The 11,872-nt window shown below is 66.1% G+C and carries 12 protein-coding genes; 8 read left to right on the top strand and 4 right to left on the bottom strand.

Features of this window, described 5'->3' with window-relative positions:
• Positions 1-46 precede the first annotated feature (46 nt).
• On the bottom strand, positions 47-589 hold the full coding sequence (locus ASD42_RS31640; RefSeq protein ID WP_056823818.1) for a DUF6069 family protein: 543 nt from the start codon (positions 587-589) through the stop codon (positions 47-49).
• Positions 590-674: 85 nt separating this feature from the next.
• Here ASD42_RS31640 and ASD42_RS31635 point away from each other — a divergent pair, with 85 nt between their 5' ends.
• Positions 675-1,364 carry an SDR family oxidoreductase gene (locus tag ASD42_RS31635; RefSeq protein WP_056823814.1) on the top strand — a complete coding sequence of 230 codons (690 nt, stop codon included), beginning with the start codon at positions 675-677 and terminating at the stop codon, positions 1,362-1,364.
• A 170-nt stretch (positions 1,365-1,534) separates the two neighbouring features.
• Positions 1,535-2,323: a polysaccharide deacetylase family protein gene (locus ASD42_RS31630; RefSeq protein ID WP_056823811.1), complete on the top strand. Its 789-nt coding sequence runs from the start codon at positions 1,535-1,537 to the stop codon at positions 2,321-2,323.
• Positions 2,324-2,393: 70 nt separating this feature from the next.
• Here ASD42_RS31630 and leuS read toward each other — a convergent pair whose 3' ends face one another.
• Entirely contained in the window at positions 2,394-5,234 is a 2,841-nt protein-coding gene (gene leuS / locus ASD42_RS31625; protein ID WP_056823808.1) for a leucine--tRNA ligase, read from the bottom strand.
• A 95-nt stretch (positions 5,235-5,329) separates the two neighbouring features.
• Here leuS and ASD42_RS34130 point away from each other — a divergent pair, with 95 nt between their 5' ends.
• From ASD42_RS34130 to ASD42_RS31600, 6 genes are all read left to right on the top strand, one after another.
• The gene (locus ASD42_RS34130) at positions 5,330-6,748 is read left to right on the top strand and encodes an RNA-guided endonuclease InsQ/TnpB family protein (RefSeq protein WP_084787387.1); all 1,419 of its coding nucleotides are present in this window, start codon (positions 5,330-5,332) and stop codon (positions 6,746-6,748) included.
• 158 nt (positions 6,749-6,906) lie between these two features.
• Positions 6,907-7,314 carry an SdpI family protein gene (locus tag ASD42_RS31620; protein WP_056823805.1) on the top strand — a complete coding sequence of 136 codons (408 nt, stop codon included), beginning with the start codon at positions 6,907-6,909 and terminating at the stop codon, positions 7,312-7,314.
• Positions 7,315-7,361: 47 nt separating this feature from the next.
• Positions 7,362-7,712, top strand: a complete 351-nt coding sequence (locus ASD42_RS31615; RefSeq protein WP_176580403.1) for a hypothetical protein — start codon at positions 7,362-7,364, stop codon at positions 7,710-7,712.
• A 99-nt stretch (positions 7,713-7,811) separates the two neighbouring features.
• On the top strand, positions 7,812-8,159 hold the full coding sequence (locus ASD42_RS35945) for a DUF7206 family protein (protein WP_131816737.1): 348 nt from the start codon (positions 7,812-7,814) through the stop codon (positions 8,157-8,159).
• Positions 8,160-8,973: 814 nt separating this feature from the next.
• Positions 8,974-9,246: a hypothetical protein gene (locus ASD42_RS31605; protein WP_056823799.1), complete on the top strand. Its 273-nt coding sequence runs from the start codon at positions 8,974-8,976 to the stop codon at positions 9,244-9,246.
• Between the two features lie 146 nt (positions 9,247-9,392).
• Positions 9,393-9,743, top strand: coding sequence for a hypothetical protein (locus tag ASD42_RS31600; RefSeq protein WP_176579855.1), 351 nt, complete (start codon positions 9,393-9,395; stop codon positions 9,741-9,743).
• An 88-nt stretch (positions 9,744-9,831) separates the two neighbouring features.
• Here the strand turns inward: ASD42_RS31600 and ASD42_RS31595 are convergent, their stop codons facing one another.
• Together ASD42_RS31595 and ASD42_RS31590 are read right to left on the bottom strand one after the other, a co-directional pair.
• Positions 9,832-10,860, bottom strand: a complete 1,029-nt coding sequence (locus ASD42_RS31595) for an aminotransferase class I/II-fold pyridoxal phosphate-dependent enzyme (protein WP_056823796.1) — start codon at positions 10,858-10,860, stop codon at positions 9,832-9,834.
• Positions 10,857-11,870 (bottom strand): 3-oxoacyl-ACP synthase III family protein, encoded by a 1,014-nt coding sequence (locus ASD42_RS31590; protein WP_056823792.1) that lies wholly within the window; start codon positions 11,868-11,870, stop codon positions 10,857-10,859. Before ASD42_RS31590 ends, ASD42_RS31595 begins: the two co-directional genes overlap by 4 nt.
• Positions 11,871-11,872 lie beyond the last annotated feature (2 nt).

Here is an 11,872-nt window from a genome sequence, read left to right as displayed (position 1 = left end):
TCTGCGGCGGAGCAGGCCCTATGGCATCTCGACAGCACTGTGACGATCAGTACCCGGCTTGACGCGGCGTGTTCTGGGCGGCCGATCCGACCGAGCTGAGCATGGTGGTGATGCACAGCCCCACCACCAGGTTGATCGCCGCGGTCGCGATCTTGGCGTCCAGATCGGCGACCAGCGTGAACGGCAGGATCACCGCGACGGCGGTGAGGAGCAGACAGATCCAGGTGAAGAACGTGAGCGGGCTCGGCATGGCGAGCAACAACACCATCAGCAGGGCCGTGGCCAGCAGCGCGGCGGCCGCGGCGGCGATGGCGTAGGAGGTGGTGGAGACGGTGCCGTACGCGCCCGCGCCTTCCGGCGAGAGGATCGCGATGCCGAGCACGCCCCGGATCAACATGATCGCGACGACCACCAGCAGGGCGGCGACGACCGCCGTGCCGATACCGCCAGCCCACAGCTTGCCCACATTGACCTTGGGCTCCGGCTCGCCCTGAGGATAGGGGGGCTGGCCCTGGCCGTACTGAGGCTGGCCCTGGTGCTGGGGGTACTGCGGGTCCGCTGGTCCGTAGTTGTACCGGGGATCGGTCATAGTCCGACGGTACTAGCCGGTGCTGTCATCCGCTGGGGGAAACAGCCAGGGTGTCTAGATCTCTGTGCCCGCTAGCGTGGGATGTATGACGGTGACCAGTACTCCCGCCCAGACCGCTCTCATCACCGGCGCGAGCCGCGGACTCGGTGCCGCGATCGCCCGCGAGCTCTCGCCCACCCACGACCTGCTGCTCGGTGCCCGCTCTGCCGACGCGCTGAAGCCGATTCTCACCGAGCTGCCCGATGCGACGGGCTGGCCGGTCGCGCTCACCGACTACCCCGCGGTGGCGGCGGCCGCCGAGCAGATCTCGCGGCTCGATGTCCTCGTGCACAACGCGGGGATCGCCGACCTCGGAACGGTCGCCGAGTCCTCGTCCGAGCAGTGGCGCGAGACTCTCGAGGTCAATCTGATCGCCGTCGTCGAGTTGACGAGGGTGCTGCTGCCCGCGCTGCGCGCCGCGAACGGGCATGTGGTGTTGATCAATTCGGGAGCCGGGCTGCGCGCGCATCCCGGTTGGGGTTCCTATGCGGCGAGCAAATTCGGGCTGCGCGCCTTCGCCGACGCGCTGCGCCAGGAGGAGCCCGCGCTCCGCGTGACCTCGCTGTTCCCCGGCCGCATCGACACCGATATGCAGCGCGCGATCGTCGCCGACGAGGGTCGCGAGTACCGGCCTGAGGAATTCCTCACCGCCGAGACGGTGGCCGGTGCCGTGCGGACCGCTCTCGACACACCGCGTGACGGACATCCCACCGAGATCGTGCTGCGCCCCCGCTGACCGAAATCGCGTGATTCGGTATGGTCGCCGATAGCTGCGTCCAGGGGGTCGGCGCTGGAATTCGCACAGAGGTATCCGCTGGTTCAGACGTTTGATGGATTCGGTAGGTATCGTCCCGCGGCGCCAGCCGAAATGACTCGAGTAGGGGTTCGTAAGTGGATAGACGTCGAATGCTGGCGATGTTGGCCGCGGGTACCGCTGTGGCGCTGACCGGTTGCGCGACCGCCGAGGGCGAGACCGTCGAGGCCGGTTCCGGCGGCGAGATCCCCACGCCGCCGCCCGCTCCGACCCCCGTCCAGCCCCTGCTCCCGCCCCCGCCGGGCGGCCCGAAGTCGATCATTCCCCCGAAGCCCATCACCGCGCTCCCTGGTCAGGGCCGTTCCATGGCGCTCACCGTCGATGACGGCGCCAGTCCCGAAGTCGTCGGCGCCTACGTGAAATGGGCGAAGGACACCGGCGCCCGCTTCACCTTCTTCGTCACCGGCTACTACGAATCCTGGACCATCCATCGCGACGCGCTACGCCCGCTGGTGGAATCGGGTCAGATCCAACTCGGCAACCACACCTGGGACCACGCCGCCCTGACCAAGATCAGCACCACCGAGGTGGCCGACCAGCTGAGCCGCACGAAAACGTTCCTGCGCAACAACTTCGGCGTCGACGGCACGCCGTACTATCGCCCGCCGTTCGGATATCACAACGCCACCGTCGACAAGGTGGCCGCCGACCTCGGCTACACCGTCCCCACCATGTGGTACGGCTCGCTCTCCGACTCAGGCCTCATCACCGAGGAATACCTGATCGAATGCGCCCACAAGTATTTCGCCGCCCAGACCATCATCATCGGCCACGCCAATTTCCCCCCGGTGACCCATTGCTACGGCCAACTGGTCGACATCATCAGGGAACGCAACCTGGCCTTGGTCACGCTGAATGATGTTCTCCAGGTGCAGGCCTGACGGAAAAGCCCCGGCGATGTGACTTTCGTCAGGGATCGTTCCGGGGCTTTGCCGTCTGTGTTATCGCAGGTCAGGGGACGATGTTGACCATCTTGCCCGGCACCACGATGATCTTGCGCGGTGCTTGACCTTCGAGCAGGGCGATGACCTTCTCGTCGGCCAGGGCGGCAGCTTCGATCGCCGCTGAATCGGCATCGGCGGGAACCTGGATTCGGCTGCGTACCTTGCCCTTTACCTGGATCGGGTATTCCACCGAGTCCGCGACCAGCAGCGCCGGGTCGGCGGCGGGGAAGGGGCCGTGGGCCAGGGATGCGTTGTGGCCCAGGCGTTCCCACAGTTCTTCGGCGATGTGGGGAGCCAGCGGGGCGAGCATCAGCACCAGGGGTTCCACGGCGGCGCGGGGGGCGCCGGTGGGGTAGTTCTTGGTGAGGTGGTTGGTGAGCTCGATCAGCTTGGCGCCGGCGGTGTTGTCGCGCAGCGCGGCAAGGTCATCGTCGACGCCCGCGATGGTGCGGTGCACCAGGCGCAGGGTCTCGTCCGAGGGTGCGGCGTCGGTGGCCTTCACCGTGCCGGTTTCCTCGTCGACCACCAGGCGCCACACCCGCTGCAGGAAGCGGTGCGCGCCGACGACATCCTTGGTCGCCCACGGGCGCGAGGTGTCCAGCGGACCCATCGACATCTCGTAGAAGCGGAAGGTGTCGGCGCCGTAGAGGTCGCACATCTCGTCGGGCGAGATGGCGTTCTTCAGCGACTTGCCGATCTTGCCGTACTCCTGGAAGACCTCGATCTCCACGCCGTCGGCCCCGGTCCAGAAGAACTTCGCGTCACGCTCGACGATCTCGGCGGCGGGCACATACGCGCCGCGGGAGTCGGTGTAGGCGTAACCCTGCACGTAGCCCTGGTTGTACAGGCGGCGGTAGGGCTCGCTGCCCGACACATCACCCAGGTCGAAGAGCACTTTCTGCCAGAACCGCGCGTACAGCAGGTGCAGCACCGCGTGCTCCACACCGCCCACGTACAGGTCGACGCCGCCCGGGTCGTTCGGGCCGTGCTCGGCCGTGCGCGGGCCCAGCCAGTACTTCTCGTTCTCCTCGGCGCAGAACGTCTCGGCGTTGGTCGGGTCGGCGTAGCGCAGCTGGTACCACGAGGATCCGGCCCAGTTGGGCATGACATTGGTGTCGCGGCGGTACTGCTTGGGCCCGTCGCCCAGATCCAGCTCGACGTTGACCCAATCGGTGGCCTTGGCCAGCGGCGGGGACGGCTCGGAGTTCGCGTCGTCGGCGTCGAAGGTGACCGGCGCGAAGTCTTCCATCTCCGGAAGTTCTACGGGCAGCATGGATTCCGGCAGCGCGTGCGCCACGCCGTCGGCGTCGTAGACGATCGGGAACGGCTCGCCCCAGTACCGCTGACGGGCGAACAGCCAGTCGCGCAGCTTGTACTGGACGGTGCCGGTGCCGTGGCCTTCGGCTTCGAGGTGACCGATCATGGTCGCCTTGGCCTCGTCGACCGGAAGTCCGTTCAGGAAGCCGGAATTCATCAGAGCGCCGTCGCCGGAGTAAGCGGCCTCACTCACGTCGCCGCCCGCGATCACCTCGACGATGGGCAGACCGAGCGTGGTTGCGAAATCCCAGTCGCGGCCGTCGTGGCCGGGGACCGCCATGATGGCGCCGGTGCCGTAGCCGCTCAGCACGTAATCGGCGATGAAGATCGGCACCTGCGTGCCGTCGGCCGGGTTGGTGGCGTAGGAGCCGAGGAAGACGCCGGTCTTCTCCTTGTTCTCCTGACGTTCCAGATCCGACTTCGCCGCGATCGACTTGCGGTATGCGGCAACGGCTTCCGCGGGGGCGGCGCTGTCGTTGGTCCAGCGGGCGTCGGTGTCGGCGGGCCATGCTCCGGCGGTCAGCTTGTCGACCAGCTCGTGCTCGGGGGCCAGCACCACATACGTCGCGCCGAACAGGGTGTCGGGTCGGGTGGTGAACACCTCGATGGTCTCGCCATCGGCGTCGAACCGCACCTGTGCGCCACGCGAGCGCCCGATCCAGTTGCGCTGCATGGACTTCACGTTGTCGGGCCAGTCCAGCGTGTCCAGATCGTCGACCAGGCGATCGGAGTAGGCGGTGATGCGCATCATCCACTGCCACATGCGCTTACGGAACACGGGGAAGTTCCCGCGCTCGCTGCGCCCATCGGTGGTGACTTCTTCGTTCGACAGCACCGTACCCAACCCCGGGCACCAGTTGACGATCGAATCCGACTGGTACACAAGGCGATACGAGTCGATCAGCGCGCCGCGTTCGGCGGCCGACATGGTGTTCCAGTTCCCGTCGGGAACCGGACGCGCACCCGTGGCGAACTGTTCTTCCAGCTCCGCGATCGGCCGTGCCCGACCGGCCTCCTGGTCGTACCAGGCGTTGTAGATGCGCAGGAAGATCCACTGTGTCCACCGGTAGTACTCGGGGTCGGTGGTGGCGAACGAACGCCGCGGGTCGTGGCCGAGGCCCAACCGGTCCAGCTGACGCTGCATCGTGGCGATATTGGCCTCGGTGGTCACCCTCGGGTGCGCGCCGGTCTGCACGGCGTACTGCTCGGCGGGCAGGCCGAAGGCGTCGTACCCGAGCGCGTGCAGCACGTTGCGGCCGCGCATGCGGTGGTAGCGGCCGAACACATCGGTGGCGATATAGCCGAGCGGGTGACCCACGTGCAGGCCCGCGCCCGACGGGAACGGGAACATGTCCTGGATGAACAGCTTGTCCGGCGGTGTCTCACCAGCCAGCGGGCCGACCGGGTTCGGCGCGTTGAAGGTGCCGCGCTCGGTCCAGTTCTGCTGCCAGCGGCGCTCGATCCGCCCAGCCAGCTCGGCGTTGTACCGGTGCTGAGGTACGTCAGTCTCGGTTGCACGAGTGTCCTGCACGGTCCTGCCTTCTTGTTCTCGCCGATCCCCGGTAAACATCGTCTAACAGAGTATCGGAGCAGTTATTGTCGGTACTTCCTGGCAGACTCCAGCGAATGGCACGGCACACGACGTTCCGATATCGCCTCGACCCAACGGTCGAACAGCGATCGGCTCTGTCGCGACATGCCGGCGCTGCGCGGTTTGCGTACAACCATTGCCTGGCCGGGGTGAAGACAGGCATGGACAGGCGCAGTCGTGATCCGGCTGTGAAAGTGCCTTGGTCAGGATTCGACCAGATCAACGCGTTCAATACGTTCAAACGGTCCGTGCAGGCCGGACGGACGATCGCAGTGGATACCGCCGGTACAGCCGAGGTAGTAGAAACTGGATTGGCGTGGCGAACTGCGGTTTGTCAGCAAGTGTTCGAGGAAGCTGCCGTAGATCTCGGTCGTGGACTGACTGCATGGGCGACGGCCCACTCCGGTACCGGCAACAAGAGTGTCGGTTTTCCTCGGTTCAAGAAGAAGTCCGGGAAGCGATCGTTTCGCCTGCGCAACAAGTACACCAGCACCACTCGTCCTCCGATCCGTGTCGGCGAGGACAGCGCAGCGCGGTCGGTGCGACTGCCTGGAATCGGGGTCGTCGAGGTATCCGATGACACCAGGCCGTTGCGGCGGATGCTGGCCAAGAACCGGGCGAAGATTCTGTACGCGACTGTCGTCGAGAAGGTCGGTCGGTGGTCGGTCTCACTCACTGTCGAAGCCTGCGACCGGCACGCCTCGCTCAGACATCCAGCTCGTGACCAGAATGATGTCGGTGGATGGGTCGGGGTCGACCGGGGATTGTCGGCGTTGATCGTCGCGGCTACGGCCGATGGCATCGAGGTGGCGCGGGCCTTCGGCCGGCCCGCTCGCCTTGCGACACGGATCCAGAAACAGCGAAAACTGGCTCGCGCTGTAAATCGCCGGATAAAAGGATCACACCGCCGCCGAAAAGCTGTCGCATGCCTTGCACAGCATCATCGCCGTGTCCGTGACACGCGCATCCATACGCTGCATCAGGTGTCACACGATCTGGTCAAAACCCACAACCGAATTGTGTTGGAAAACTTGAACATCGAAGGGATGCGTAGCAACCGCCACCTCGCTTGCGCCATCAGCGACGCCGGATGGGGTGAGTTCGCCCGCCAAATCCAGTACAAGCAACAGTGGTATGGCGGGCAAGTATTGATCGCCGACCGATGGTTTGCTTCCAGCAAAACCTGCTCGGGCTGCGGATCTCGTATAGCTGCGTTGTCGCTGGCCCAGCGGGTTTTTATCTGCGCCGATTGTGGACACAGTCTTGATCGCGATCTCAACGCCGCGGTCAATCTCGCCGCCTGGGGCGAAAGACATCACCAGGCTCGGGAGCCCGAAGCGCGAGCCCCGATTACCAATGTCCGTGGACGGGAAGGCTCTGGCCGACGCTCTGGTGTCGGCGAAACCAGCCCGGAAGAAGCGGAAACCGACACTCACGCGGGATCAGCCGCGTGAGCCGAGGACGTCCGAGAAGGACGGTGTCCGAGAATCCACGCCGCTGGATTCTCGGACGCGCTGGAACAGCGTAGAACGTCGTCGACGGACTGTGTGGGCCGTCACCTCGTTGGGGAGGGCTCGAGCGGCGATTCGCACGGGTGCGCTAGCCTGCATGAATGGTCGTCGTCGCTCTCCTGTTGTTCGCGCTGGCCGCGGTCGCCATCGCGACCGGCGTGCTCGGACTGCTCGGCAAACTGCCCCGCAACCGCTTCCTCGGTGTCACCACGGAAGCCGCGCTGCACAGCGACGACAATTTCCGCATCGCCAACCGCATCGCCGCCCCCACCTCGGTAGGCGCGGGCGCCCTGCTGTTCGCCGGCGGCCTCGTCGTTCTCGGAGCCGGTGGTTTCGCGGGCCTCGGCGTAGCCGCGCTGGTAGCGGTGATCGCGGTCTTCACCCTCGGCGCCGGCGCCAACGCCGCGGCACGCACAGTCGAACCCCTGCTGCCTCCCGCTCCGGTGGGCGGCTGCGGCTCCTCCTGCGGCGGCTGCTCCATCCGCGACACCTGCGCCCCCGCGAACTAACCCCCTAGCGGCGGGTCCCGCACTCCGGTACAACAGGAGGCAGGACCTTGATCGGGGGAATCATGAAGGTTGTCGGGGCGGGGCTCGTTCTCGCGTTGATCGGTGCGATCACTACAAGCTATTCGGCGAGCACGGGGATCGTCATTGTCGTGGTCGCGGCGGTCATTGTCGTGGTCGGCGGGATTCTCGTCTTTCGCGATCCCGGCGGGTCACGGAAATCGAAGCGGTGGTGGGCCGCGGGGCCGTCTGCGGCCGGGGTCAGCTGGTTCGGTGACGGTGGCGGGCAGCATCACGGCGGCAGTGGAAACAGCGGCAGCGGTGGGCACGGTGGGGGCGGCTGCGGGGGTGGCAGCAGCAGCTGCGGAGGCGGCGGCTGTGGGGGTGGCGGCGGCGAGTGATCGCTGACTACGGCCTCGACGGTGGTTGAGCCACAAGGAGATTGCAAGAACGCGCGGTTACGGTCGCCCCCTACATACCGGTCCAGGTAGGAGGGGTCCATGAGTATCAGCGATGTAGTCACCACTGTTCTCGCGCTTCTTGTCGGAATGATCGGCGTGGTGGGAATCGTGACCGTGCCGGTCATGGCCATTCTGGCGATAGTTCAGCAGGTCTCCGATCCGGCGGGGCGACCGGAAAGGCGCGCGCGGATCGCGGCGAATCGACAGGCACGGGAGCTGGCGCGGGCGCGGAATCGGCAACGGGGACACCGCTCGGGGGCGAGCAGCAGCTGGAATTCGTCCGGTACGAGCTGGTCCAGCGGTAGTAGCGACAGCGGCGGTAGCAGTTGGTCGGGGAGTTGCGATTCCGGGTCGAGCAGTAGCTGTGGTGGCGGCAGCAGTTGCTGAGGAAAGTCGTGGGGGCAGTAGGTAATTCGGTGTCGTCGGTTGGCGGCGACGCTCATCTCGGGGAGGAACCATGGTCTTTGTCTTGGCGTTCATCGTCGCTGTAGTCGGGCTGTTGCTCGGGGGTGGTACGGGAGCAGTCCTACTAGCGACCACGGTCGTGCTGGTGCTGGTCGGGCTCGTCATGCTCGGTGCCACACCGGAAGCCAGACACGAACGAGACGCGGCCGCGGTTCGCCGGGCGCGTCGGCGGGCGTCGGGGCAGACACGGCGTGCGAAGAGTCGGCGACGGTCGGCGTGGTCGAGTGGAAATGGTCGCAGCGATTCGTCGAGCGGTGACTGTTCGTCGACCAGTTAGTCGGCCACAAGGGGATTGCAAGAACGCGCGATTACGGTCGGTCTCGACATACCGATCCAAGTAGGGGGTCCCGTGAACGTCATCGAAGTGATCGCCGCACTGTTCGCGATCGTCGTAGTCGCGGTATCTGTCGTAGTGCTCATCGGAGCGCCGATGATGATCATCAGGGCGATCATTCGGGCGACCGATACGTCGGCCGACAGGACCAGGCGCGCGCAGCGGGCCGCGAATCTACAGCGGGCGCGTACTCACTCGTGGGCAAGGCACTCGGGCTCGAGTAGTTGGAGTTCTACTGACAGCAGCTGGTCCAGCGGCAGCGCCTGGTCAGCGAGCAGCGACTCCGGATCGAGCAGCAGCGGCAGCTGCGATTCCGGATCCAGCAGCAGTTGCGGTGGGGGAAGTAGCAGCAGTTGTGGCGGCGGCAGCAGTAGCTGCTGACATCTGAACGGACAAATCTTGATGATCTACTGTGCGGGAATTCTGGTAGCTCTGGTCGGGGTGATCGCCACCAGCCATTCGCTGCTGGTCGGCCTCGGCCTGCTCGGCTTTGCGGTGACACTGCTGATGATCGGTGGCGTGCTGAGCGTTCGGGATTCGCGCCGCTTGCGGTCGAAACACCAACGTCTGCGGATCGACACCGGCGGCAAGGCAGGTCGACGCGGGATCGACGACGCGGACTCGCTGAACGAGACCTACGGCGGCGGTTTCGGTGGCGGTGGCGGCGGGGACTGAGGACCGGTTGCCCCGTCGGGGCGAGGAGTAGATGTGGCGCGCCATCGGCGCAGGCCGGCTGAAAGCGAATTGCAAGGTCCAGCGTTTACGGTCAGCCCAGACCTACCCGGTCGCACCACGAGTTCGACATTCGCAGGAGGTATCCGATGGCTGCTACACGTTCTGACCTGAGGGGGAGCAGGGCGTACCTTGCCGGGGCGCTGGTGCTGCTGGTTGTCGGGCTGATCTCCGCGGCATACGGGTGGATGTTCACGGCGGCGATCCTGTTCGGCTCGCTGGTGTTCTTCATCATGGGCGTCACCAGGATCGTGCTGCGGCCGAAGCGGGGTGCAGGCGGCACGGCGCGCAGGTCGGGATGGCTTGCCGCGGGTAGTGCCGGTGCCTGGTTCGCCGGGACCGGTGATGGTGGTAGCGGTGACGGTGGCAGTGGGGGTAGCTGCGGTGGCGGGAGTGGTTGTGGTGGCGGGGGCGGTTGCGGTGGTGGCGGCGGGTGCTGAACCGCGGATGACCGGGACCTGGTGGAGGGTCCAGGTCCCGGTCGTGGTGACCCGGTGCGCACCGGGTCGGGTTCCGTTGTCGAACTGACTACCGCAGGTCGACGAGGGCGGCGTGGACTGCCCGGCCTGCGACAGGGTCGCCGACCGCGATGCGGGCGCTACCGTCGGAGTAGGCCTTTGCCTTGATGCCGGCGCGGCGCAGGGCGGTGGCTACCCCGGGTCCGGGCAGGTAGAGGAAGTTCGCGTGGCTTCGGGGGACATCGATTCCGCAGGCCAGCAGGGTCATTCGCAGGAGATCGCGTTCGCCGTTGATGCGGTCGACGCGGTCGCGAAGTTCCTTGCCTGCCGCGTAGGCGGCGCGCACCGCGGCGACGGACGCGGTGGGGGTGCCGAAGGGCAACTGCTGGTAGCGGATTCGTTCGATCAGCTTTCCGCGGCCCACACAGTAGCCGATCCGCAGCCCGGCCAATCCGTACGCCTTGGAGAAGGTGCGCAGGATCAGCAGATTCGGGTGGCGGTGCAGCAGGGTGCGAATATCGAGTCGGTCTGTCGGATCGAGGAATTCGACGTAGGCCTCGTCGAGCAGGACCGGCACCCGGCGGGGAACCGCGGCCAGAAAGGATCGGACGGCCGCCGCGTCGAGCACGGTGCCGGTGGGGTTGTGGGGGCGGCACAGCACGACCAGGGAGGTGCGCCGGTTCACCGAGCGGCGCATGGCGGTGAGGTCCTGATTGCCGCCGACGTCGAGGGGAATCGGGACCAGCGTCATCCCGGCCATGTCGGCCATGATCGGGTAGCCGTCGAAAGTCGGTGTACTGGTGAGCAGTTCACCGCTGCCGAGCGTCCGCATCACCTGCATCGCGACACCGGTGGCCCCCGCGCCGACCACCACGTCGTCGGGCGAGACCCCGAGGTGATCGGCGATGACCCGCGGCAGTTCTTCCGGAAGGAACTCCGGATACCGGTTGGCATGAGTCAGTGCGGTATTCACCGCCGACAGCACGGAAGGCAACGGTGGGAACGGATTCTCGCTGAGACCGAGGTCGAACAGCGTCGGGGTCGAAGTGGTGTGGAACCGACGGGAGGGGATCGTCGGTTCCACCAGCCGCACAGTCATCGCGCGGCGCCCCAGCGAATAGCCGCCGCACCGGCGAAATCGCCCGCGTGCGCGAACGCCGACAGCAACACCACCGACCCGTTGCGCAATCGGCCCGCCCGGTTCTCCGCGTCGAGCGTCACGGGAATGCCCGCGGCGAAAAGGTTTCCGCACTGATCGAACGTATCGGGATGACGTTCGGCGGGCAGTTCCAGCGCATCATGCCAGTTGCGCAGGAACAGCCGGTTCGGCTGATTGGTGACGAAGGTGTCGATATCGCTGCTCTTCACCCCGATCCGCTTGCAGACCTCCAGCGCCACCTCGGGTACCAAGCGATTGCCGCGCGCGAACACCTTGGTGATCTTGGATTCGGAGAAACTCACGCAGCCCTGGCCCTCGCCCGGCTCCCAGTACTTGCGCGGACCGTTCGTGGAGAAGTCCATGTCACCGGCAAATTCGGGATAGGTGCGGGTTTCGATATCGAGGATCGGGCCCGAATCGTCCTTGCGCAGCAAGCCGATTCCGCAACCGTCACCCGGCACCGGCGCCTGCGCCAGCTTCCGGATATCGGGCTGGGTGAACACCGGGCCCGCACAATTCTGCGCGGCGACGATCAGCGCGGTCTTGGCGTCGCTGGTCGCCATCATCATCCGGGCCATCGCCATCATCTGGACGAACGCCGCGCAACCGCTGTTGTGCACATCGAGCACCTGCGAGGGTTTCGCCCCGAGCCGTCGCGCCAGTTCGGGCCCGGCGCCGAGCACCGGATTATCGGGCAGTTGGGTGTGGGTGATGATGATGTCGATCTCGTCGGCGAGATCGGCGCCGTGGCGTTCGCGCAGCTGAGCGAAAGCCTGCTCGGCCATGTCGACGGCGGTTTCGTCGCGTCCGATGTGATGGCGACCGGTCGGCGAACGGAACATCACGTTCTTCGCCATCCGTTCCGAACGCGAGAACTGGGTGAAGTAGTCGGTCGGAACGGGGTCGCCGGGCAGATAGCTCGCGACATCGACCAGACTCACCTGCGGCATAT

It is taken from the genome of Nocardia sp. Root136, from assembly GCF_001427185.1.
In the GTDB taxonomy this organism is placed as follows: domain Bacteria; phylum Actinomycetota; class Actinomycetes; order Mycobacteriales; family Mycobacteriaceae; genus Nocardia; species Nocardia salmonicida.
The sequence above is the reverse complement of the archived record's forward strand: the minus strand, read 5'-3'. Positions and strand labels throughout refer to the sequence as shown.